The following is a 24,585-nucleotide window of genomic DNA, read 5'->3' on the forward strand; positions in this document are numbered from 1 at the left end:
CGTTGCAAGAAACGTGCTCTTTTTATTAATCGTTTAATTATAGTTTTCATACACATACGGCTCATCAGGCTGTTCTATTTCTGCAACGGTCGACACCTTAATATAAGGCAATATTAAATCATGATAGTTGATCGTCGTTAATGTCCCCTCTATTTTTATCCATTGATCGTCACCATATCGGTTAGCATCTTTTATTGTCACAAGAGTTCCATAAACAGATGCATCTGCTACACAACAGGAAAGGCCGAATCTAGCAAGGACGAATTGATTATCTTGAAAATCATCCTCCCGATATACAAAGCCCATCATCTCTACCTTTTTTCCGACAAATTTCTTTGGGTTCTGATCAAGAATTGAAGTCATGGCGATATAATCTTTTTCAGTTAGTAAAATCGTATCCATATTAAGCATCTTCTTTTCAAGTTGTGCATAATAATTCTCTGGAGGTGCCTGCAGTTCAAATCCTTCTGGATGTTCTAGAGGAACATCCGGTATATTCGACGATTGTGCCACTTTGTCATCAATCCCCTCGTCCAATTGATCAAGATAGACTTCTTGGTCAGTAGCTTCATCTGCTTGGGCTTCGTTTGCGGTAATTGATTTAAACCCGCGTTTTGCAGCAACTGAGCTATCCAATACAGCTTCTGGAAACAGAAATCCTGTAATTACAGGAATTATAAAAAGCACATATACTAAGAACGACCGGAAAGAAGTAAGAGACCTTGAGTGCTCCATTCCACAAGCACAATCAATTTCTGCCTCCTTTTTTGACCCGCTTCGCCAAATTTGCATCACACCAAGCAATAAAAAAACAACCATTGCAAAATAAATAAAAGGCATCATTTTCGGGGCAATAAAATTCATCATATTCCCTGTTAACACCAACTTCAACATAAGTAAGGTAAACCCAATTAAAATAATGCCTCTTAAGTAGATGTGAAAACGAGAGTGTTCGTTATGTTTCATGTCAAAACCCCCTTCTACAGGAATATCTGCTGATAGACCAGAATGGAAAGATAGACAGTTATTGTCACTATAGCGATAAATGCAGCCACAAATTTTGCCTTGAAAAATGCGAATAGCATAATTGTATTTTTTAAATCAAGCATTGGTCCGTATACTAAAAATGCTAGTAAAGATCCCGTTGTGAACGAGCCTCCAAACGAAGCAGCAACAAAAGCATCCGCCTCAGAGCATAATGAAAGGATATAGCCAAATCCCATCATGACCGCAGGTGATAGGAAGGGATTTGTGCCAATTTCTGTTAAAATGGTACGATCCAAAAATGTTTGAAAAAGGCTGGCAATAAATGCACCTAAGATTAAAAATTTCCCCATTTCAAAAAATTCATCACTGGCATGAAACAATGTTGCTTTAAGCTTCCCTGCTGGTTCAGCTCCATGAGAATGTCCAGTTATCAGTTCCTGGGTCATTTTCAATTGATCTTTATTTTTAAAAAGAAGATAAAACAAAAACCCAATTATGATAGAAAGAACAAAAGCTAACCCCATTCTTGCATAAGCAATTTTAACATGGAATCCAAAGGCATATAAGGTGGAGGCAAACACGACTGGATTTAAGATCGGAGCGCCGACTAAGAAGACTACACCCAGGTGCAAAGGCATCCCTTTTTTCAATAAACGCCTTACAATTGGAACAATTGCGCATTCACATATAGGAAAAATAGCTCCTAATAAAGCGGCAGGTAAAAGGGCAATAATAGCATTCTTTGGCAGCACACGTTTTATAAATTCTTCTGATACAAACGTTTGAATTAAGGCTGAAACGAAAACACCTAATAAAATAAACGGAATCGCTTCTAGTAAAATACTTAAAAACATTGTATTCACTGTTAATAGCTCAGACGGTATATTGAAAGAGATGTCTTGAAAATCTACAAATAAAAATAAATAGAAAAATAATCCAATTAACCCTAGAGCAAATAGCTCTCTTAACAAAGGGAAGATGGGCTTACTCATGTTCTAAACTCCTATCCTATTAATTTTTAGTATGTTATAGGATACTAGTTTTCCTTTAAAGTTATGACAGTTTATTTCAAGCAACTATAATTCATGATGATTTTTCTGCTTCCTTCCACATTTTTAGATATAAACATTGATGTTTTCTATCAAATTACAGTATACTCTCAATATCTTAGTAAGTGAGAGGGGATCAAGATGACTAGAAAGATAAACTTGCCGCCAAAAAAGGAACGTCATAGGCTATTTGGCTCTATTGAACCTGGGTTAAAGGTAAAACCTACTGAGAAGGATCAGATGCCGGATTTGCAAAATACAAAAAAAGACTTTCTCTTTACAATAGACGCAGTTGGAATAAGCAATGTAAAACATCCGATTTTGATAGAATCTGAACTTAATCCTAAACAGCAAACAACCATTGCTAGTTTTAAAATGACTAGTAAAATCTCTCATGATTCGAAAGGGACAAACATGAGCAGGTTTACTGAGCAGCTTGAAACATATCGTCAAAATGGAGGGTTCACTCTCTCAATCAAGAACCTTTATGATTTTACAAAAGAGCTTGCCGTACGACTAAAACAAAAGGATGCCAGTATTGAAGTAACCTTCCCATGGTTTTACGAACGTAAAGGACCAAGCTCTGAATTAATCGGTTTAAATCATGCAGAAGCAACGATAGCTGTTTCTTATACTGAAGGTGCTGGATTTACTAGTTCAGCTTCTTTAACATGTGCAGTAACAACTCTTTGTCCTTGTTCAAAGGAAATTAGCGAATATAGTGCTCATAATCAGCGTGGATATGTAACCATGAATGTAGAGTTCACAGAAGATTTTCATGAGGAAAAGGATTGGAAGGCTGCTTTATTAGAAGCTGCAGAGTCAAATGCAAGTGCAAGAATTCATCCCGTTTTAAAACGTCCTGACGAAAAGATGGTTACAGAAACGGCATATGAAAACCCGCGATTTGTAGAGGATATGGTAAGACTTGTTGCGGCAGACTTATATGAATTGGATTTTATTCAAGCATTTACAGTGGAATGCCGTAACGAGGAGTCCATACATTTGCATGATGCGATTGCTCGTTTAAGTTATCGAAAGGATTAAAAAAGGGCTGTCTTAAGGGATTATCCCCTTTGAGACGCCCTTTTTAAGGTACGGAAAATTATTAAAACACTATAATGTGTGAATAAGCGTTTCGACATCCAGCTCCAGCGACTAGCCCCTCGAGTCATATGCCCCTCAGGAATTGAAGACAAAAAACGTCTTCTATTCCTGAGCGTCTTATGCTTGTCGGGGCTGGTCAAGGCGCTTCCTCTTTTGTAATTACCCAAATACTTTTGCTAGTTCTTCTTTATCCTGCTCAAGCCAAAAGCGCATTAAGCGTTTTGCTCCATCTAAATCATGAAGCTTTGCTTGGCCGCATTGTGTTTCATTAGCAGCTGGAATCTCAGTAACTTCAACCGCTGATTTTAATGTATCCTCTAATAGATCAATAATCTCTGTGACTGAAGGCTTTCCGCTTACTACTAAGTAATAGCCCGTTTGGCATCCCATTGGTGAAATATCAATAATATCAAAGTGATCATATTTTTCAGCATGCTCACGGATATTGAACGCCAATAAATGCTCAAGTGTATGAATGGTATCTGGCTTCATCGCTTGTTTATTTGGCTGGCAAAAACGAATATCAAATTTATTTACCTCACCATCGCTCCCTACTTTATGCACTCCGCAATGACGGACATATGGTGCTTTTACAGCATTGTGATCTAATTCAAAGCTTTCAACTGATGGCATTCTCTTCACTCCCAAAAGTAAAATTTCTTTTCTTATTGTACCATAATAACGCAACTGACGGAGAATTTTAATTAAGAAGCTCCTGCCTCAGGAGGACAACGATTTACTATGCACAAAGCGCGAAAACTTGGATTTTCAGAAAAACATCGTATACTAAAGGAAAACAGATGAGGAGATTTGGTTCGAAATATGAAAAACATTTTTATTTCACTTATTAAATTTTATCAAAAGTTCATCTCACCATTGACTCCGCCAACTTGCCGATTTTATCCAACATGCTCCCATTATGGGCTGGAGGCTTATAAACGCTTCGGTATTATCAAAGGAAGCTATTTAACTATAAAACGGATTTTAAAATGCCATCCTTTCCATCCTGGTGGTTTCGATCCTGTTCCTGAAAAAAAAGAACACGGCCATTAAACGGTTTCGCGTTCAATTAATGTAACCACGATTTCTTCCTGCGTAATGTTTGTATCGTTAATTGCCTGATGAAAAAGCTTCTTTCCTACCGTAATGAGCGGGATTTCCAGCGTCGTGATCTTCATCAATTTTGAAATTGGCTGGTTATCAAACCCCATAATGGCAAGCTCCTCTGGTACGTCTATTTTTTCCGATTGACAGCAGGTTAATATCCCTGCAGCAACCTGGTCGCTGGAAACCAATAAGGCGGAAGGCGGGCTCTTCATTTTCCTCAGGCGCTTTACAACCCCTTCTCCATCTTCAAAGTTAAAGCATTCATAGAAAATATAATCCTGATGAAAAGGTAACTTAACCTTTCTAAGAAATTCTTTATAGGCTAAAGCTCGCTGTTTGCTGTTGGCTCCTGATTTTCTCCCAATGCAATAACCGATTTTTTTATGACCTTTCCTGAATAAATAATCTAAAGCCTTTAAAAAGCTTTTATAATGATCCACATAGGTGGAGGACACCATCTTCCCTCGTGTATCCTCACATAAAATGATTGGTCCGTACGATCGATATTCTTCAATAAGTTCCCAAGTACAAATCCTTGAACAAATAATTAATGCATCTATTTGCTTATGCTTCAACATCGTGAGAGCTTCTATTTCTCGTGTTTCCTCATAATTCGTTTGGATCAAAACTAATTTATAGTTATTTTTTAATGCTTCATTTGCAATACCCTCAAGCAGCAATCCAAAATAAGGATGGTTTGAGAACGGGATGACAACTCCAATTAAAAAGGTTTTTCCCTTACTTAAATGAACAGCATTAATATTTCGTTGATAATTGCATCTTTGAATTGCCCGCAGAACCGCTTCCTTCTTTTCGGCACTTACATATGGATGTTGATTTAATACCCGGGAAACGGTTGTAACTGATACACCGGCCATTTTAGCGATATCTTTAATATTTGCCATTTTACTCACCTTTTCACTAAACAACTTTTCCTTGCTCTGAAACGCGTTCCATACTTTAAGCTAAAACTATAAAATTAAAGGAGGAATGGTCATGTCCATAATAATCGGTTTATTATGCTTATTCTTTATGTGCAGTATGATACTCATTTTTGCATCATTCTCAATTGTTTTATGCAAAAAAAATAATAACACAAAGCGTTTTGCAAACAAGACGAAAGATTTCTACCAATACTTATTTGAAGTGTATGATGATAAATGACCGCTAAACGTGACAAAAGCAGTGGGCCTATACGAACCCACTGCTTTTCACATTTTATGATTGATTATTCATCATATCCATTTACAACCATATCTAATTTCCCTGTTGCAGGGTCAATAACTAAACCATGCACTGGGATGCCATTCACTAGTAACGGATGATTTTTAATTTTATCTACACTATCGCGAACACTATCTTCAACACTGTCAAAGCCTTGCAGCCATTGATTCAAATCAACTCCAGAGTATCTAAGCGTATCAATTTTTTCCTCTGGAATTCCTCTCTCAACTGCCTTTTCAAGGAAAGCATCCGCATTTATTTTGCTCATTCCGCAATCATGGTGGCCGATAACGCATATTTCATCGGCCTTTAATTCATATACGGCTACTAAAATACTTCTCATAATACTTCCAAACGGATGTGCAACAATAGCCCCTGCACTTTTTACGATTTTCACATCACCATTTTGAATATTCATCGCTTTTGGCAATAATTCTACTAGTCTTGTGTCCATACAAGATAAAATGACAAGCTTCTTATTAGGAAATTTAGTTGTTTCAAATTTTTCATACTCTTTTTCCGCTACAAACTTCTCATTATGTAATAATATTTCATCAATAATTCTCATTTCAAAAACCTCCATCTAAAAATAATTAATTTAAATATAGCATATGTCTTGTTTTTTCTCTATTATTGTAATATTATTTAAATCGTAATAATTACTATTTAATACAACCGAAGAATTCTTACTTATCCTTTTTCAGTCATTTCATGCAAAATCTTTTGAAAAAAAGTTCTCAAATCGAAATGATTAAGATATAATAGGTAAGGCTTAATCGGAATGATATTGATTTATTTCTAGTTAAGGGCAGGAACCTCAATTAATAGTATTTTACATGATAAGAAGGAGCTATAACATGAAAAAACGATCATTACTTATAAGTATTTTTTTAATAATAACTGCTATTTTAGCTGCTTGCGGTGAGGATAATACCAAATCAACAGCAGATGATTCGGAATCATCTAACAAGATAAAAATCTATACGACCATTTTTCCTTTAGAAGATTTCACCCAAAAAATTGGCGGAGATTTAGTAGAAGTAGAAAGCATTTTACCCCCTGGTGGAGATGCTCATACATTTGAGCCCACATCAAAACTTATGGTGGATATCGCTGAATCTGATGGATTTATTTATTCAGGAGTTGGGATTGAAAGTTTTGCTTCACAGATAGAAGAAGCTTTGGCTAAAGAAGATGTAGCATTTATTAGTGCCGGAGAAGGAATTGAGTTGGAAGATCATAATCACGAAGAGGAGGAAACTGGTGAGGAAGCTGCCCATGAGCATGCAGATGAAGCTGATACGGAAGAAGCTGCTCATGACGGGCATGACCATGGTGATACAGATCCCCATGTATGGCTTGATCCCGTTCTCTCTATTACATTAGCTGAAAATATTAAACAATCCCTTATTGAAATACATCCAGAAGGAAAAGAGACATTTGAAGAAAATTTTCAGCAATTAAAATCTCAATTAGAAGACTTGGATCAATCATTTAAAGATTTAGTAAAGACAGCTGATAAAAAAGAAATTCTTGTCTCACACGCTGCCTATGGATACTGGGAAAAGCGATATGGAATTGAGCAAATCAGTGTCTTAGGCCTGTCTCCTACTGAGGAGCCTTCACAAAAAGAATTAAAAGAAATCATCGATGTTGCAAATGAGCATGATATAAACTACATTATCTTTGAGACGAATGTAAGCAGCAATGTCACGGATATTGTTCAATCAGAAATTGGTGCAGAAGCCTTGCATTTAAGCAATCTGGAAACTGTTACAGAAGAGGACCTAAATAATAATGAAGATTATTTTAGTATCATGAACAAAAATCTTGAAACATTAAAAAAAGCATTATCAGCTAAATAATCCGTAAAAGGTGAGCGAAATTTCGCTCACCTTTTTTGTTTTTGGATCTACCTACCGGCTTAGAATATTATCTAGAAATTTGTGGACACTATGGAAGAATTAAAAAGGTATGGAAAAGAAAGGCGGAAAGTTGATGGATGATCTACTTTTGGCTCGTTCCCTTTTTGGGACCACAATGGGCTTTCACATTATTTTTGCAACATTGGGAGTCGGCTTGCCATTAATGATACTGTGTGCAGAGTTACTATATCAAAAAACGAAAGATCATGATTATGCAATAATGGCGAAGCGCTGGACAAAGGGACAGGCTGTTTTGCTAGGAGTAGCGATTCCTACAGGAACAATTGCCGGAGTTCAACTTGCGCTCCTTTGGCCCGGTTTTATGGAAGTGATCGGAAAAGTAATGGCACTGCCTTTCCAAATTGAAATATATGCTTTTTTTATCGAGGCCTTGTTTATGTCCATCTATGTTTATGCTGCTGATCGCATTTCCCCAAAAATGAGGATTTTAAGTGTATCCCTTGTGTTATTAGGTGCAAGTGCTTCTGCGGTATTAATAACGAATGTTCACGCCTTTGAAGGAACACCCGCAGGTTTTCGAATTGAAAATGGTGAAATCGCCGATGTAGACCCCTGGGCAGCATTCTTTAACCCAAGCTTCTTTATTTCGGCTTCACATGTTGCCGTATCAGCCTATATGACTGGAGCCTTTATGATTTGCAGCATATCCGCCTTTAAAATGCTTAAGCACCGGAAAAATGAACGAGTTCTTAAGTTTCACCGTAAAGCCCTTATGTTAAGCCTTGCTATTGGAGGAATCTTTTCATTATTAACCGCTTTAAATGGCCATGAATCAGCACAAATGCTTCATGAATATCAGCCTGAAAAGCTTGCAGCGGCAGAAGGATTATTCGAAACACAGGATTACGCACCGCTTGCGATTGGCGGTTTTACAGATAAGGAAACACAGGAAATAAAATATGCCATTGAAATTCCATGGGCCCTTAGCTTTCTAGCTGGAAATAGCTTTGAAACGGTTGTTGTCGGATTAAATGATTTTCCTGAAGAGTATTGGCCTCCATTATTTGTCCACACTTTATTCAATGGAATGGTATTAATCGGCAGCTTTTTAATTTTTTTATCCATGGCTGGATTTATATGGAATAAGCTGTTGAAAAAACCAATTTTCCCTAAGCCTTTTATGCTCGCCTTTGTTATTGCCGGTCCTTTAGCGTTGCTTTCAATCGAATTTGGCTGGATCTTTGCTTGTACCGGAAGACAGCCTTGGGTGATTTACCGCGTATTGGCCACTGCCGAGGTTGTAACAGGATCATCCCAAATTGGATTACTCTTTATCCTGTTTACACTCATTTATGTGATCTTGGGCGTAGCTGTTTTGCTCGTTTTAAAATATTACTTTAAAAGACATCCAGTTGAGAATGAACTTAAGAATGAAGCATCTGGAACCGGGAGTATCAGCATTTATTAAAGCTTTGAAAGGACGGTCGAATATGACAGCAGATTCACTACTTGCCATTACTGTATTATGGGGATTTGTGTTTATCTATGCCGTAATGGCGACCATGGATTTTGGCGCAGGTTTTTGGTCAATGATTTATATCAAGAAAGAAAAAACAAATGCAACAAATATTGCAAATCGCTACCTCTCACCAACATGGGAGGTAACAAATGTGTTTATCGTAGCAATTGTCATTGCCCTTGTCAGCTTTTTCCCTGGTGCGACATATATTCTCGGCACTGTGCTGCTATTGCCGGGAAGTTTTATTCTCATTTTGCTTGCATTAAGGAGCGGATTCCTCGTTTTCTCACATATTGCAAAAGATTATGAAAAAGCACTTACATATGTCTCTGGAATTTCCGGCTTTATTATCCCTGCGCTATTAATGCTGGTTCTCCCCATTACACACGGCGGTTATATTGAAGTGGTTAATGGTGTTCACCAGCTCAATTTTGCAGCCCTTTTTACTAGCCCGAATATCTATGCATTTATGGGCTTCGCTATTAGCAGTACACTGTTTTTGTCATCCTTATTGCTTGCAGATTACTCAAATGTTGCTGATGAATTAGATGCATATCGGATTTACCGGCGCGATGCCCTTATTTTAGGACCGATTTCACTGGTCATGGCTTTTTTCATCATGCTGACATTAAGAATTGAAGCCAATTGGCTTTACACTAAAATGTTGGATTATCTGCCCTTTCTCATTGGTTCTGTTGTGTTATTTCTTCTTGCTGGTTCAGCCTTATTTTTACCATCTGCAAAGCATAAGCAGCGGATTGGCCGACCAAGGTTAGCTGTCATTGCCGTAACCATTCAATATTTAGCAGCAAGCTATGCCTATGGCCGTGCACATTTACCCTATATGATTTACCCTGATGTCACAATTGAATCCGGTTTTACTCATCCAACTGCATTTAGGGCATTATTCGCCACATATATTGTTGGTTTTCTCATTCTATTTCCGGGATTTATATACTTTTGGAAGTTGTTTATGAAGGACAAACGATATTTAAGGCAAAATTAATCTTAAGATCAAAAGTGGAAGCTCTTTGATCAGCCTAGTGTAAATAAAACGATTTGGAATAGAAGCAATTCTTTACCTTCTATTCCAAATTGGCAAGACCCTAGCTTCAGAAAGGAATCAATTAACACGCTACCAGAAGGCTTTTATGTGATAAGGCAGGTATGAAACACGTCAAAAATGGAAGACTATTTATGTGTTTCATTATTACTAAGGAGGTCAATAAAAATGGCACAAGACGTACTTTGTGAAGTGAATAACTGTCACTACTGGGCAAAAGGGAATAAATGCAGTGCTGATGCAATCTATGTAGTCAGTCATGCTGGTAAAAAAGCTGATAACAGTGAAGAAACAGATTGCAAAACCTTTAAACCATCTGACCTTTAAAATTTATGATCCGATAAGGAACAAGCAGAGGCAACTGTTTGTTCCTTTCTATTGTATTATTGATAATGAATTTCATTTTTATTCATGAAGCTACATATTATTTCTGATTTTTCACAAACTACTAGTAGAAATTCCTAAGGGGGTAATCATGTTGAAGGAAAGCTTACTTAATTCATTTCGCAATGAGGTGAAAAACTCAAATGCTGAGTCATTTCCAATGTTCGTTGATTCCTTTACCAATCTATGGGATTATGAGTTTGGATCATTGGATAACCTTCCACATGATGTGGATGGGCTTGTTGCTGATCGCGCAATCGAGTATGGATTAATGGAATAGAAAAAATAAAAAATTGTATTTGAGGCTGACTGGTGATCAGCCTCTTCTTTTAAAAGGTAGACATTAGCTTTGTTGTCTTGGTCAAGCCCCAACGGCAAAGCGTTGGGCGTATACGTACAGTTGTGAGAAAAGGATGCCTTGGCAAATAGCTGTCTCTTTTAGTTTAATCAAATAGGCAGTTAAGCTATTACTGAAAGCAAGCGCCTTTCGCTATATTATTGAACATTTGAAAGCTTTTGTTGTGCGCGTTTTTTTGCAAGCAGTCCATGTTTTGGTGAAAAGAAAAATGCGAGTCCAAACACAATACCTGTTGAGGTCGCCATTGCACCTGAAATGGAAACATTTAATAAGGTTGCCATGTAGTAACCGCTAATCGCTGAGAAAACACCAATGCCTGCACTTATGAAAAGCATCGCTAATAGCTTATCGGTTATTAAATAGGCAGCCGAAGCTGGAACAATCAGCATCGCAACAACTAAAATGGCACCAACACTGTCAAAGGAAGCAACCGTTGTAATGGATAGCATCCCCATTTGCAAATAGTGGATGAACAAAACGGGAATGCCAATTGCTGATGCTAAGGCAGGGTCGAATGTACTAATCTTGAACTCCTTATAAAAAAAGAAAATGATTAGCAGATTGACAAGAAATACAAAGGATAAAAGCCAGACAGCCTTTGGACCTAACTCCATTCCGTTCCATTCAACCGTATCCCAAGGAATAAAAGTGATTTCTCCCATTAGCGCATGATCTACATCTAAATGGATATTTCCTGCAAAGACCGATAAAAGAATGACACCAATGGCAAACAGTGATGTAAAAACGACTCCGATAGCTGCATCTGCCTGAACACCCTTACCGCTTAATACTTGCACGAGCAGAGCAGTTAAAAGTCCAACAACGACAGCTCCGATAAGTAAGGAGGGTCCATCCAGGCTCTGACTTACTAAAAAGCCTCCTACAATTCCCAGTAATACCGTATGTGAAATGGCATCAGCCAACATTGCCATCTTGCGTAAAACTAAAAAGCAGCCGACCATTGCACATGTTATCCCAACCAATGAACCAGTAACAATAATCCACAAATCATATGTCATTCATCATCATCCCCTTGTCACCATAAACTGCAGATTTCGGAAGCAGCAATGGTACACGCTGATGTACTTGTAATAAGGTCAAAAGCTGAGCTCTTGAATCTGAAGAAATCCTGGCAAGATTTAGATCATCCTTTGATTCGAGATCTAAATAAGCGAATTCCATTTCATGCATCAAATACATATCATATAACCGTTGTTTTAGTACAAGCTCATAGCCCTTCTCAATTCCTTTATCAGTTAGCTTCCAAATTTGCTCGCCTGTTTTAGTAATCAGTTCATTTCTTTGCAGCACCTGATTTGCATATTGATACAGACGTTTTGATAATCTTCTTCTTTTCAGAAGCTCTTCTTCTGAAATCTTTTCAAGATTTCCTCCCTCTGCAATCTCGTAAACACTTAATAACAGCTGTTCAACTGCTGTTCTTTTCCGCAAGGTAATCTGTTTTAACAGCTTTGAAAGTAATCCTCGTTTCGGTGCGAAAATGAGTGATACGAGAAAAAGTGCTGTTGCTGCAATAATGATAAGCGGACCTGTTGCCATCCCTTTAGTTATTGTGCTTAACATGGTACCAGTTACACCGGAAATACCTCCAATAATCCCGGAAATGATCATCATATGGCTTAGCTTATCAGTCCAATACCTTGCACTTATTGCTGGAGTGATAAGCATAGCTGCCATTAAAACAACCCCGACAGTTTGAAGGCCGATTACGACAGAGCAAACAATAAGCAAAAGCAGCAAGCCATTAAAAAATGATACTGGCAGTCCCAGCCCCTTTGCAAATTGAGGATCAAAGGTTAATAATTTAAATTCTTTATAGAATAACAATGTTAATAATAGCAGAATCAGTGCAATCACTGCGATTAGCTGAACATCTGCAGAGACCATTGATGCTGCCTGACCAAAAATAAAATCATCCAAGCCGCTTTGATTTCCCGCTCCATTATGTTGGATATAGGTTAACAGAACAATTCCGAAACCAAAAAATACAGAAATAATAATTCCTAACGCCGAATCTTCCTTGATGCGTGAGTGCTGAATAATTCCTTGAATAAAAAAGGCAGAAATGAAACCGGCAATGGCAGCTCCAATTAAAAACCAAATTAACGACTTAGACCCATATAAAAGAAACGCTATACAAACTCCTGGTAAGGCTGAATGGGCCATCGCATCTCCTATTAAGCTTTGTTTTTTTAGCAAAGTAAAGCTTCCGACCACACCGCTTGCTATTCCTAGCAGCATTGTGCCAATTAATACCCATTGTGTATTCGGATTTTGAAGCTGGCTAAGGATCGCTTCAAGCATTTCAAATCACCCCTTTCCCTTCTCCACAACCAACATGGATCGGTCTTGTAAAAAGGTTAGTTTCCCGCCATATGTTTTTTGTAAGTTCTCAATCGTAAAAGCTTCATTTGTAGGTCCATATGCGATTTTTCGCATATTTAATAGAAGCACCCAATCAAAATACTCCTCAACCGTTTGTAAGTCATGATGAACAACCATCACGGTTTTACCTTTTGCTTTAAGTTCAGTAAGAAGGGAGATAATCGCTTTTTCAGTCGCAGCATCGACACCAACAAAGGGTTCATCCATAAAATACACATCTGCATCCTGTGCAAGAGCTCTTGCTAAGAAAACCCGCTGCTGCTGTCCGCCGGAAAGTTCACTGATTTGCCGATTTGCATACTCCAGCATCCCGACTTTGTCGAGACATTCCCGTGCAAATTCCACATCCTTTTTGCCAGGCCGCTTAAACCAGCCAATATGGCCGTATCTGCCCATTAACACAACATCCAATGCATTTGTTGGAAAATCCCAATCAACTGAGCCGCGTTGAGGAACATAGCCAACACGCTTGCGCTGTTTTTTATATGGCTCACCAAAGATCTGGACTTCACCTGAAGCAGTGTTTATTAATCCTAAGATACCTTTAATTAAAGTCGATTTCCCAGCGCCGTTCGGTCCGATAATACCAATCAACTTTCCCTCAGGCACCTCAAAGCTTACCTCTTGAAGCACAGGCTTATGATGGTAAGCAATCGTTAAATTTTCAACTTGAACAGGAATCATTTTTTACACCAACCTTTTTTTATTTAGCCTGTTTTCTCATCCTTTGTTCTTTGGATCAAAGAGATGATGTTGAACTTTCCTCATAAAATGCGAGGGGAGAGATAAGAAACAACCGAAAATAATTGCTTTTTTCGAAAAATCAACAACCTCTTTGAAGAAGATCTTTATTTTAAAGCAGAGACGATTGTATCGACATTGTGCTTAAACATCCCTGCATATGTCCCCTCTTCTGTCCCCTCATCACCCATTGCATCAGAGAAGAGTTCACCGCCTATAACCACTTCATGATTTTGCTTTTTAGCCCCCTCAACAACTGCTTGAATCGACTTTTCTGATATACTGCTTTCGATAAAGACGGCTTTTATGTTTCTATCAACTAAGGTATCAACTAAACTTTGTACATCCTTTAGACCATATTCAGAATCTGTGCTTAATCCTTGTAAGCCCATAACCTCAATTCCATATGCATGGCCAAAGTAGCTAAACGCATCATGAGCTGTAACTAATACCCGGCTTTCTTCAGAAATGGTTTCAATTTGTTCTTTCGCATATTGATCCAGTTCCTTAAGTTCTTGTTCATAGGCAAGTGCATTTTCTTTAAAAAATGACTCATTCTCTGGAGATAGCTTTGTAAGCTCTTGTTCAACAGAATCGATTGTATGGATCCAAGCTTTAATATCAAACCAAACATGAGGATCATGTGCATTTGAATCTTTTGTACGTAATAGCATCTTTTCAGGAATTGAGTCACCTACTGCAACCGTTTGTTTATTTTTAGACATTTTTTCAAAGATTTCATTCATTTTCCCTTCCAAGTGGAGGCCATTATAAAGAATAAGATCAGCTTGATTTAATTTTTGAATGTCTCCCTGTGAAGCTTGATATAGATGCGGATCAACCCCAGGTCCCATTAACGAAACAACTTCTACTTTATCCTTGCCAATATTCTTGACAACATCAGCAACTTGACCTGTCGTTGTTGTTACCTGGATTTTCTCCTTTCTATTACCATTAACCTGATTATTTCCACAAGCTGTGAGAAAACACATAACTGTAATTATTGCTAGACTTACCAACCACTTCTTCACTTTTATTTCCTCCCATTCATTCAGAAAATGTTTCCCTAACGCAACTTTTTAACGAAAAATTTTTTAGCGTTTTAGATATTTTAGTATATGCCACTCTTTTAGATTATTACACTTTTTATTTATTGAGTTAAAAAAGTTTCCTTAATACAAAATTAATGCACACAACCATATTTGTCAATCATCTTTTCTCGACAAAAATAAAAGCAAGTGTCTTGGGGAGCCTCGGGTAACAAAACGATATGGAGTAAAAGATATTTTTGCCTTCAATACCAGATTGGTTAGACCCTTTAGGGCTAGGTGCCCAAGATGAGACGAGAGCGCTCAGCCTCAGTTTAAAAGAAAATAATTATTTCCAAATCAAAAAAAATCCAGCCTAAACAGCTGGATTTGAAAGGTGAGCAGAAAGAGAATCCTTTCTATCGTTTTTAAAAGATTCCTTTCACCAAGAGTATACGGATAAGATAAATAAAACTCCAATATGAAAAAAAGCATTTCTAACTTAACATCTATGAAATACATAAACTTTACTTATAGAGAATTTTATTTTTAAATCTTAAGAATTGCTTTTTATTACCGTTTTAGTATGACGGTATTTTTTAACGATTTCCATGTTTACTTGAAAACCAATCCCATTCCCTTTAGGCACTGCAATCTTGCCATGAACTGCTTTAATTTCCGGACTCACCACATCTTCTTCCCAATACCTTGAAGAGGATGAAATATCACCTGGAATTGAAAAATTAGCAAGAGAGGCCAGTGCGATATTATGGGCTCGGGAAATACTTGTTTCTAGCATACCCCCGCACCAGACCGGAATATTGTGAGCTTTACAAAGGTCATGAATTTTTTTCGCTTCCGTCAAACCGCCGACACGGCCTGGTTTAATATTGATCACACCGCAGCTTCCCAGCTCAATAGCTTTTCTGGCGTCTTCACTGGTGACAATACTTTCATCCAAACATATTGGCGTCGTTAGTTTTTGTTGAAGTTTAGCATGATCGATAATATCATCTGCGGAAAGCGGTTGTTCAATCATCATTAATCCAAATTGGTCCAGCTCTTTCAAGCGATCAACATCTGCCAACGTATAAGCAGAATTTGCATCCGCCATTAATGGTAAATCTGGAAATAGCTTTCGAATATCTTCAATCAGCTTAATATCTTGTTTTGGTGATATTTTCACTTTAAAACGCTTATAGCCTTCTTCAATATATTGACTGATTTGATCCGTCATATTAGTGATGGAAGAAATCCCGACCACTACGCCACATTCGATTACTTCTCGTTCACCGCCCAATGCAGTTGCTAAAGCCACCCCTTGCTTTTTTGCAAATAAATCCCATATGGCTCCTTCAAGTGAAGCCTTAGCCATATAGTTTCGTTTCACCTTGTTAAACACTGCCTGAAGCTGTTCAGGATGTGTGAGCGGCTGATTGATAATTAAGGGAATTAAAATATCTTTTAATAAATGAAAAGCGGTGTTAATCGTTTCTTCTGTATACCAGGGAGTTGAAAAAGCTACAACCTCCCCCCATCCGCTAATTCCCTCTAAATCTGTCACTTCCACTAGTATGCTTTCTCGATCAGTCACATAGCCGATGCTTGAAGTAAAAGGAGATTTTAACGTTTGTGTAATATGGTGCAATTTAACAGTTTTTATGTTTATCATTGTCTTATTCCTTGTTGGTTTACTTGTTCTTTTAACTTTCGACGAAGCAGCTTATTTGAAGCATTTCGCGGTAGCTCCTGTAAAATGGTTATACCTGTTGGTACTTTATATGGAGCTAAGCGGCTTTTACAGTATTCAAGCAACTCTGGTATCGAGAGTGCTTCATCATCTGATGAGACAAAGGCATATGGAGTTTGCCCCCATTTTTGATTTTCAACACCAATAACCCCCGCATCCTTTATCTTTGGGTGGGACAGCAGTATCGATTCAATCTCAGCAGGATAGACATTTTCGCCTCCTGAGATAATAAGATCTGACCGTCGATCTAGAACATACAAAAAGCCCTCATCATCCATATAGCCTTGGTCACCTGTGTGCAGCCAGCCGTCCTTAATCGCTTTTATTGTTGCGTCCTCTCTTTTCCAATAGCCCTTTGTAATATTGGGGCCTTTTACAACGATTTCCCCCTCTTCAAGTGCTCCACATTCTTTTCCGTCCTTGACGATTTTAATCTGGCAAGAAAATAATGGTTTTCCAGCTGAGCCAAGTTTTTTCATACTATACTCTGGTGATAACGTAACAATTTGTGAAGCGGTCTCCGTCATTCCATATGTTTGATAAACAGGAATTCTAAGGGTTTGACATTCCTCGAGAATGCTTTTCGGAACTGGACCTCCACCTGCGAGCATACACCTAAATGAAGGAGGAAATTGCTGCTTATCTAGTTTTTCCAGCATTTGTTGAAGCATAGTTGTGACAACTGAAACGATTGTTACATGATCATGAATAATGGCGGCATTCATTTTTTTAGCATCGAAACGCTCAAATAATACAATCCCCATTCCGTATATCACACTGCGCATTAAAATAGATAATCCGCTAATATGAAAAAGCGGGACTGCTAGCAGCCAGCGATCTTCAGCCCGCAAGCCTAAATTTAATGCAGAGCCAATTGCACTTGACCAGTGATTGCCATAGGATTGCATGACCCCTTTTGGATTCCCCGTGGTCCCAGAGGTATACATAATGGTGGCAACTTGTGTTGTTGCAACGTCTTCATCAAAAGATATGAAAGCCTTTCTCCGTATTTTTACTTGTTTAAGCTCTTCATTTATGAGTAGCTTCACATCCTGTTTCGCGCTAATTTTGTCATGCAATTCACGATCACAAATCAGGTAAGCTGCCTCTGCATCTTCCACCTGCCAAGCTAATTCTTGTTCTGTGAGACGTGTATTTAACATAACAGCAACCGCACCGATGGATAAAACAGCAAAGATTGTTTCAACCATATCAACACTGTTTTTCATTAAAATTCCAATATGCTGATGTTTTTTCACTCCGCTGTATGATAATTGATGTGCCAGAAGAACTGCTCTTTCATGTAATTGTTTAAACGAAAGCTCGATATTCTCTGTTTTTATGGCCAGACGATCTGGAGTTAATTCAGCACGCTGCTTTAACCAATTTGGCATTAATTGTTCCATTTTTTCACCACCTGCTTTTATCTATTTAATAAAAACAGCCTGATGAAAGGAGATCATCAAGCTGTTAACCATTTTTTTATTAAGGGAAGCGAGGGAATTGCTTAAAGTCTGGAGAACGTTTTTCTTTAAAGGCATCCCGGCCTTCTTTCGCTTCATCAGTTGTATAATAAAGCAAGGTTGCATCTCCGGCAAATTGTTGAATTCCTGCAAGGCCATCCGTATCCGCATTAAATGCTGCTTTTAAGAAACGGATCGCTGTAGGACTCTTCTCAAGGATTTCCTCACACCACTTCACAGTCTCAGCTTCTAATTGGTCAAGAGGAACAACTGTATTGACTAATCCCATATCCAATGCTTCTTGAGCATTGTATTGACGACATAGGTACCAAATTTCACGTGCTTTTTTATGGCCGACGATTCTTGCAAGATAACCTGAGCCATAACCTGCGTCGAAGCTTCCAACTTTTGGACCGGTTTGTCCAAATACAGCATTGTCAGCAGCAATTGTTAAATCACAAACAATATGTAATACGTGACCGCCGCCAATTGCATAACCAGCAACCATTGCAATAACCGGTTTTGGAATCACGCGGATTAAACGTTGTAAATCAAGAACATTTAAACGTGGAATTTGATCTTCTCCGACATAACCGCCATGTCCTCTAACCTTTTGGTCTCCACCTGAACAAAAGGCTTTTCCTCCTTCACCGGTCAGAATAATAACTCCAACATTTTCATCATCACGTGCATAGGCGAAAGCATCAATTAATTCCATAACTGTTTTAGGTGTGAATGCATTATGTACATGCGGACGATTAATCGAGATCTTTGCTATACCATTATATGTTTGATAAATAATTTCATCATACTGGCGTTCTGTAATCCATTCTATTGCCATATTTTAAGCCTCCTATTTTCCATATCGAGCTGAATTTAAAAACTCATTTACTATTTTACCAAAAATTCGCGGTTGTTCCACATGAATTGCATGACCCGTGTCTTTTATTTCTTTTAAGACTGTATTGGGGAACATTTGATGCATCGTATTAGCTATGTCACAAAACTTTTGATCTAATTCACCACAGATAAGGAGAATCGGATTTTTTAGTGACGGCAGCTTATCCCACCATGAGGGTTGTACACCAGTTCCCATTCCGATCAAGCTATTGGCAAGTCCTATAGAGGAATTTTGCAGTCTTTTTTCTCGGATTTTCTCTTTTTGTTTTTCAGGCAATCTCTTTTGTGTTGAAAAAAGAGGAATGTCTTCCCAATAATCGACAAACGAAACAATGCCTTTCTCAATTATTTTCTCAGCTAGCTTTTCATCTGATTTTTTTCGTTTTTCCCGTTCCTCCGTGTCCTTAATTCCAGGTGAACTGCTTTCTAAAATCAGTTTATTTACACGATTAGGATAAGTCGCGGTAAAGGATAAGGCCAACCTTCCTCCCATTGAATATCCCAGGAAATTTGCTTTTTCAATGTTTAAATCGTCTAATATTGTTACGAGGTCCTCAACAGCTTCCTCAGTCGTATACCTTGCTGGGTCTTCTGGAATTTCTGTTTGGCCGTGACCAATAATATCAATAAGAATAAAACTTGTATTCGTTATTTCATTTAAAATGGATGTCCAGTTATCCGAGCTGCCTGTAAATCCATGGAGGAGTACAAGCGGTTGTCCTTCCGATTTTACGTCAACATTGTAATTGATCCCTCTAATTTTCATTGGATCAACACTTTTCTTATTTCCTGGGAAACATGATCTAACAATTCCCGGTGAAATTTGACACGGTTTTTGCGGTCAGTCGGAATTTCAATTACCTTTAGACCCATAACTTTCTGAGCAGTATGAAAAGCCGTATGCAATTCATGCCAGCTTTCGACTCTATGATACATACCATTATACATCTTCACTGCATGTGAAAAATCTAAACCAGTAGCTGTTCCATACAGTGTTTCAAAATGCTTTTCTTCATTTGACTGCGGCAAAAATGAAAAAATTCCGCCCCCATCATTATTAACCAGGAGAATTGTTATGTTGAGCTGATTACGAGTTGCTGCAAGTAATCCATTTAAATCATGATAAAATGATAAATCACCGATTAGTAAATAAGTTTGCTTTGTTACATCAGCACTTACTCCAAGTGCTGTTGACACAATTCCATCTATACCGCTAGCTCCCCTGTTTGCTAATAGTGTAATATCTTTTTTATCCTTTTTAAAAAAGGTATCGATATCACGAATCGGCATACTATTGCCAACAAATAAACGACTTCTCTCTGGTAAGAGCTTTTGAAGCTCCCATACAATTTTTCCTTCAAACATTTCTTGAGTTTGCTCCATGGAATGGTTTATCATTTCCCAATAAACTTCATCACTTTTAAACCATGACTGATAGAATCTTGATTCTTGCTTTTCACTAACCATTTTCAGCAGGCTCTCACAAAATAATGTTTCATTACAGGCTGCTAAATGGGAAGCATTTAAAGTAGGATCCCTATATATACCCGCTTGATCTACCACAATTTGAATGATATCCGGATTGTTCTTAAGCATTAACATTAACGGCTTAGAAACAGGCATTGATCCAAAACGAATTACAATTTCTGGTTTAAGTTCATTTCCCAATACTGGATCTTTTAGAAGAGAGTCATAGCTGCAAATGACCCCCGTAGTCATCTCGCTCATGCTGCGTAAATGTGACAGAGGGTCTGCCAATATAGGAAATTTCAAATGATCTGATAACTTTAGAATTTCCTTTTTGAAGGCGTCATCATGTTGTTCGCCACAAATAATCAACCCTTTTGATGAACCTTGGATAATCGATGCAATCACGCCGATCTCTTTTTTAGCTAAAAAGGAGCTTGTATTAGGGATATGTAAATATGTTTCTCGATTATCCTGCTGATTCCATAAGTCAGATAGGCTAATATTAGGCACTAATGGCTCTCGAAACGGAAAATTCAAATGGACCACTCCGGCAGGACTTGTTTCTGTTATACCAACTGCTCTCGCTGCAACTGTTCGAACATACCGAAGCATTCCGGGCTGTTCTTCTGGTAAGGCAAGATCTACAAACCATTTCGGATAATTGCCATACATATGCAGTTGATCAATGGCTTGAGGTGCCCCTACATCTCTTAATTCATGAGGCCTGTCTGCCGTTAATACAAGAAGCGGAACTCTCGCATAATGGGCCTCAACAATTGCAGGGTAGTAGTTGGCAGCAGCTGTTCCTGATGTACATAACAAGGCAACAGGCTTTTTCTGAGACTTGGCAATCCCAAGCGCAAAAAAGCCTGCTGATCTTTCATCGACATTTATATAACAGGTGAGCTTAGGATGCTCTGCCATTAAAATCGCTAAGGGAGTTGAACGTGAACCAGGACTAATAACAGCTGTATCAACTCCGGAACTGACCATTTCATCAACAAAGTTTGCAACATAACGTGTAAAGGTATCAACTACATTCATGATCTGCGCCTCCTAATGCAGACAGCATTGGCTTTAATTTAATCTTTGTTTCATAATATTCGGATTCTGGCTTCGACTCCTCAACAATTCCACATCCAGCGAATAATGCTGCTCGGTTCCCTTTAATTAAACCAGAACGAATTGCTACAACAAATTCCCCATTATCCTCATGATCAAACCAGCCAATCGGTGCGGCATACCATCCTCTGTGCATTGGCTCAAGCTCCCTAATTTTTTCGATCGCCTTTTCTTTAGGATAGCCGCCTAATGCCGGAGTCGGGTGCAGTTTTTCAACCATTGAGATCAAAGAATGACCTTCCTTCGCAAACCCTTTTACGGGTGTATATAGATGTTGAATATTTTTTGTTTTTAATAAAGCTGGCTCAACAGGTGCCGTTACTTCATAACAATACTCTTCAAAAGCTTCCTTAATCATTTTAACAACAATCGCATGCTCAATTAAGTTTTTTTCATCCTGCAGTAATTGGCGGCCAAGCAACTCATCATCATCATCTGTTTTTCCTCTTTTTATCGACCCGGCAAGACATGTGGAAAGAACTTCATTTTCTTGCTTTTTAACCAGCCTTTCTGGCGTTGCCCCGATAAAATGATGCATGCCATTTTCAAAGTCAAAAATAAAACTTGTTGGCTGTTCTTTTTGAAGATTTCCAACAACTTGATAAGGATTAATCCTATTCATAAATTCAAGGTGTACTTCTCTCGCCAGCACAACCTTATCAAGCTCTTTTGCCCGTATATCAGCAGTTGCCTTTTCAATAGCCTCCACCCACTCGGCTGTTTTTAATTCAATCGATGCGAATTCGTTACCTTTTTCACAATCTACTTGATAAATAAGTGGCGACTCATTTTCAAAAGCCTGCTCGAAATGTTTGATACAAGTATCTAATTGATCTAATGGAGTGATCACTTTATTTATTGTCAAATAGGCTTTGTTGTGAAATTTCGTAAGCATAATAGTAGGCAACACAAATTTTGCTTCGGAAAATCCTTCCCAAAGCAGACCTTTTTCCTTTTTCGGATCAAAAGAAAAACCACCAAAAAGTAAAGGGCCTGTCCCAATTTGTTTTTGATTCTCAGTAACGACCCTTTTACTAAAGCGCTTCCATTCTTTTTCAATTTTCTGAAACCGTTCAAATGTTTGATTTTCGCTTTCAATCACGAATTCATTTCCTAGTCCTACCATTGTCATTTCTGAAGATGGCGTTGACCAGAAGAAACGTTCTCCTAAATATAAATCTTGTTCAGAAGCAAAGAAATGGAGGGGGTCAATTGCATCCACTTCTTGCACTCGGCTAACGATCACCGATTGATTCGTTTGCTTTGCCTCTTCCAATGCATGTTGTATAGTTTCTTTTATTGTGTGATCCAAAGTTGTTATCAATCTTATCCCCCCGAAACCGAAAAATCGCTTATATAAAGATACACCTACAAAAAAAGTGTGTCAATAGATTAAGCTGGTGTCCATAAATAAGAAAAGAGCCAATCAACGTATTATATCCTTATTATATAACTTGTTGTTCAGGATTAAAATGAAAAGGTACCTAAAACAATCATCATTTTTTAGGCATATATGGTAATAATAAGCTGAATTGGTGTTTTCAACTTTACACAGCATTTGCTCAATCAAATGTATTTTGTATTTTCACCCATCGTCCTGTTAATTGGACATTCATTTAATAAGTGTCTAACTTAAAACTCTGCCACCTGCAAGTGGTTTGTTCTTTTTTATAAACTTCTTTTTTGTACATTTTTACAAACATGATTTTATTAAGAACTGCCCATAATAGGTAGTAGAAATCTATTTAGGAAGGAGAGTGGATGGCATGCTAAGTTCACAACAAGTAGAGACCTTCCGTTCACAGCTTTTACAAATGAAAAACGAAATTGAACAGCGCTTTAAGATGAATGGTCATTTTGGTTTAGAAGAAGGACACGCCCATGAATCAATGGGTGAACTCTCCAGCTATGATAATCATCCTGGAGATGAGGCAACAGAATTATATGAGCGTGAAAAAGATATCGCACTAAATGAACATACAGAAGAAGAATTACTGGATATTGACCGTGCCTTAAAAGCAGTTGAGAATGGAACCTACGGGAAATGCGAAATTTGCGGAGTAGATATTCCACTAGAACGACTAGATGCTATGCCCACTGCAACAGCCTGTGTGGAGCATGCACGAGAACAAGTTGTCTCACATAATCGTCCAATCGAGGAAGGTGTACTTATGCCTCCATTCGGAAAATTTGATTATGATGAGAAAGATGAAAATGTCGCCTTTGATGCGGAGGATGCGTATCAAATTGTCAACAGTTTTGGCTCTTCTGAAACACCTTCAGACTTTGCTGACCCACAGGATCATTATAATGATGTAAGGATGGAATCAAATGATCCTGACGGGTATGTAGAAGATTTTGAAAACTTTATTGGCACAGATATTGAAGGTAAAGAAATTACTGTATTTCCATCCAGCCAGCATCAACGCTATGAAGATGAGCTTGATGAAGAAGGCATAATGACATCGTTTGGTGATTTACCAGGCTATGAAAAGGATCCTTATACAGAAGATGAAGTATAAAAACGAACTCCCTTGTTGGGAGTTTCAGCTTGTAGACAAAGTCTGATATTCAGGCAGGTCTACAAGCTTTTTTTGTCGAATAAAGAAGTAAAGTTGGTTTGAGGGGTGCAAATATATGTTATCGAAACAATCAATGGAAGGTCGTTATCAAATATCGATGATTGCACTTGATGAAGTAGTTCCTGCTAATCATCTTGTTCGAAAGCTTGAAGCCGCTATTGATTTTAGTTTTATTTATGACCTAGTTGAAGATTTGTATTGTTTGGATAATGGTCGTCCAAGTATCGACCCTGTTGTGTTAATAAAGATGGTCTTTATTCAATATGTATTCGGAATTAAATCAATGAGAAAAACAATAGATGAGATTGATACGAGCGTTGCGTATCGCTGGTTTTTAGGTTTTGACTTCAATAAAAAGATTCCCCACTTTTCCACCTTCGGTAAAAATTATGAGAGACGATTTAAAGACACTGATCTTTTTGAGAAGATTTTTTACCAT

The 24,585-nt window shown here is 38.0% G+C and carries 24 protein-coding genes; 9 read left to right on the forward strand and 15 right to left on the reverse strand.

The window, feature by feature from the left end:
* Nucleotides 1-33 precede the first annotated feature (33 nt).
* A complete protein-coding gene (locus WQ54_RS29360; protein WP_046590105.1) occupies nucleotides 34-966 on the reverse strand; it encodes a TIGR03943 family protein in 933 nt (310 codons plus the stop codon).
* A gap of 14 nt (nucleotides 967-980) precedes the next feature.
* On the reverse strand, nucleotides 981-1,979 hold the full coding sequence (locus tag WQ54_RS29365; protein WP_046590107.1) for a permease: 999 nt from the start codon (nucleotides 1,977-1,979) through the stop codon (nucleotides 981-983).
* A gap of 198 nt (nucleotides 1,980-2,177) precedes the next feature.
* Here WQ54_RS29365 and folE2 point away from each other — a divergent pair, with 198 nt between their 5' ends.
* Nucleotides 2,178-3,083, forward strand: coding sequence for a GTP cyclohydrolase FolE2 (gene folE2, locus WQ54_RS29370; RefSeq protein ID WP_046590108.1), 906 nt, complete (start codon nucleotides 2,178-2,180; stop codon nucleotides 3,081-3,083).
* A 219-nt stretch (nucleotides 3,084-3,302) separates the two neighbouring features.
* Here the strand turns inward: folE2 and WQ54_RS29375 are convergent, their stop codons facing one another.
* Complete coding sequence (locus WQ54_RS29375) at nucleotides 3,303-3,776, reverse strand: S-ribosylhomocysteine lyase (RefSeq protein ID WP_046590110.1); 474 nt, start codon at nucleotides 3,774-3,776, stop codon at nucleotides 3,303-3,305.
* A 189-nt stretch (nucleotides 3,777-3,965) separates the two neighbouring features.
* On the opposite strand from WQ54_RS29375, the gene yidD reads away from it, so the two are divergent.
* The gene (yidD, locus tag WQ54_RS29380; protein ID WP_046590111.1) at nucleotides 3,966-4,196 is read left to right on the forward strand and encodes a membrane protein insertion efficiency factor YidD; all 231 of its coding nucleotides are present in this window, start codon (nucleotides 3,966-3,968) and stop codon (nucleotides 4,194-4,196) included.
* On the opposite strand, the gene WQ54_RS29385 is transcribed toward yidD, so the two are convergent.
* On the reverse strand, nucleotides 4,193-5,155 hold the full coding sequence (locus WQ54_RS29385; protein ID WP_046590113.1) for a LacI family DNA-binding transcriptional regulator: 963 nt from the start codon (nucleotides 5,153-5,155) through the stop codon (nucleotides 4,193-4,195). The genes yidD and WQ54_RS29385 overlap by 4 nt on opposite strands.
* A 323-nt stretch (nucleotides 5,156-5,478) precedes the next feature.
* Nucleotides 5,479-6,042, reverse strand: a complete 564-nt coding sequence (locus WQ54_RS29390) for a carbonic anhydrase (RefSeq protein WP_046590115.1) — start codon at nucleotides 6,040-6,042, stop codon at nucleotides 5,479-5,481.
* A gap of 289 nt (nucleotides 6,043-6,331) precedes the next feature.
* Between WQ54_RS29390 and WQ54_RS29395 the strand changes: the two genes are divergently transcribed.
* The 5 genes from WQ54_RS29395 (at nucleotide 6,332) to WQ54_RS29410 (ending at nucleotide 10,606) form a co-directional block, all read left to right on the forward strand.
* A complete protein-coding gene (locus WQ54_RS29395; RefSeq protein WP_046590116.1) occupies nucleotides 6,332-7,339 on the forward strand; it encodes a metal ABC transporter solute-binding protein, Zn/Mn family in 1,008 nt (335 codons plus the stop codon).
* 133 nt (nucleotides 7,340-7,472) lie between these two features.
* Nucleotides 7,473-8,828, forward strand: coding sequence for a cytochrome ubiquinol oxidase subunit I (locus WQ54_RS29400; protein ID WP_046590154.1), 1,356 nt, complete (start codon nucleotides 7,473-7,475; stop codon nucleotides 8,826-8,828).
* 22 nt (nucleotides 8,829-8,850) lie between these two features.
* Entirely contained in the window at nucleotides 8,851-9,885 is a 1,035-nt protein-coding gene (locus WQ54_RS29405; RefSeq protein WP_046590118.1) for a cytochrome d ubiquinol oxidase subunit II, read from the forward strand.
* A 225-nt stretch (nucleotides 9,886-10,110) separates the two neighbouring features.
* Nucleotides 10,111-10,269: a DUF1540 domain-containing protein gene (locus tag WQ54_RS33170; protein WP_084822378.1), complete on the forward strand. Its 159-nt coding sequence runs from the start codon at nucleotides 10,111-10,113 to the stop codon at nucleotides 10,267-10,269.
* Between the two features lie 148 nt (nucleotides 10,270-10,417).
* Nucleotides 10,418-10,606 carry a hypothetical protein gene (locus WQ54_RS29410; protein WP_046590120.1) on the forward strand — a complete coding sequence of 63 codons (189 nt, stop codon included), beginning with the start codon at nucleotides 10,418-10,420 and terminating at the stop codon, nucleotides 10,604-10,606.
* Nucleotides 10,607-10,821: 215 nt separating this feature from the next.
* Here WQ54_RS29410 and WQ54_RS29415 read toward each other — a convergent pair whose 3' ends face one another.
* The 10 genes from WQ54_RS29415 to WQ54_RS29460 form a co-directional block, all read right to left on the reverse strand.
* On the reverse strand, nucleotides 10,822-11,703 hold the full coding sequence (locus tag WQ54_RS29415) for a metal ABC transporter permease (protein ID WP_046590122.1): 882 nt from the start codon (nucleotides 11,701-11,703) through the stop codon (nucleotides 10,822-10,824).
* Nucleotides 11,693-13,009, reverse strand: coding sequence for a metal ABC transporter permease (locus WQ54_RS29420; protein WP_046590124.1), 1,317 nt, complete (start codon nucleotides 13,007-13,009; stop codon nucleotides 11,693-11,695). The genes WQ54_RS29415 and WQ54_RS29420 overlap by 11 nt, the downstream gene beginning before the upstream one ends.
* 6 nt (nucleotides 13,010-13,015) lie before the next feature.
* Nucleotides 13,016-13,774: a metal ABC transporter ATP-binding protein gene (locus tag WQ54_RS29425; protein WP_046590125.1), complete on the reverse strand. Its 759-nt coding sequence runs from the start codon at nucleotides 13,772-13,774 to the stop codon at nucleotides 13,016-13,018.
* A gap of 164 nt (nucleotides 13,775-13,938) precedes the next feature.
* Nucleotides 13,939-14,862 carry a metal ABC transporter solute-binding protein, Zn/Mn family gene (locus WQ54_RS29430; protein ID WP_046590127.1) on the reverse strand — a complete coding sequence of 308 codons (924 nt, stop codon included), beginning with the start codon at nucleotides 14,860-14,862 and terminating at the stop codon, nucleotides 13,939-13,941.
* Nucleotides 14,863-15,415: 553 nt separating this feature from the next.
* Nucleotides 15,416-16,531: an o-succinylbenzoate synthase gene (menC, locus tag WQ54_RS29435; RefSeq protein WP_046590129.1), complete on the reverse strand. Its 1,116-nt coding sequence runs from the start codon at nucleotides 16,529-16,531 to the stop codon at nucleotides 15,416-15,418.
* Entirely contained in the window at nucleotides 16,528-18,015 is a 1,488-nt protein-coding gene (locus WQ54_RS29440; protein WP_046590131.1) for an o-succinylbenzoate--CoA ligase, read from the reverse strand. The genes menC and WQ54_RS29440 overlap by 4 nt, the downstream gene beginning before the upstream one ends.
* 79 nt (nucleotides 18,016-18,094) lie before the next feature.
* Complete coding sequence (gene menB / locus WQ54_RS29445; protein WP_046590133.1) at nucleotides 18,095-18,913, reverse strand: 1,4-dihydroxy-2-naphthoyl-CoA synthase; 819 nt, start codon at nucleotides 18,911-18,913, stop codon at nucleotides 18,095-18,097.
* A 12-nt stretch (nucleotides 18,914-18,925) separates the two neighbouring features.
* Entirely contained in the window at nucleotides 18,926-19,738 is an 813-nt protein-coding gene (menH, locus tag WQ54_RS29450) for a 2-succinyl-6-hydroxy-2,4-cyclohexadiene-1-carboxylate synthase (RefSeq protein ID WP_046590135.1), read from the reverse strand.
* Nucleotides 19,735-21,486: a 2-succinyl-5-enolpyruvyl-6-hydroxy-3-cyclohexene-1-carboxylic-acid synthase gene (gene menD, locus WQ54_RS29455; RefSeq protein ID WP_046590137.1), complete on the reverse strand. Its 1,752-nt coding sequence runs from the start codon at nucleotides 21,484-21,486 to the stop codon at nucleotides 19,735-19,737. Before menD ends, menH begins: the two co-directional genes overlap by 4 nt.
* On the reverse strand, nucleotides 21,473-22,888 hold the full coding sequence (locus WQ54_RS29460; RefSeq protein ID WP_046590138.1) for an isochorismate synthase MenF: 1,416 nt from the start codon (nucleotides 22,886-22,888) through the stop codon (nucleotides 21,473-21,475). The genes menD and WQ54_RS29460 overlap by 14 nt, the downstream gene beginning before the upstream one ends.
* 442 nt (nucleotides 22,889-23,330) lie before the next feature.
* Here WQ54_RS29460 and WQ54_RS29465 point away from each other — a divergent pair, with 442 nt between their 5' ends.
* Nucleotides 23,331-24,086, forward strand: coding sequence for a yteA family sporulation protein (locus WQ54_RS29465; protein ID WP_046590140.1), 756 nt, complete (start codon nucleotides 23,331-23,333; stop codon nucleotides 24,084-24,086).
* Between the two features lie 115 nt (nucleotides 24,087-24,201).
* The coding region (locus WQ54_RS29470; RefSeq protein WP_046515026.1) for an IS1182 family transposase at nucleotides 24,202-24,585 on the forward strand (384 nt) is incomplete at its 3' end.

Origin of the sequence: Bacillus sp. SA1-12, assembly GCF_000981385.1 — a bacterium.
Lineage (GTDB): Bacteria > Bacillota > Bacilli > Bacillales > Bacillaceae > Metabacillus.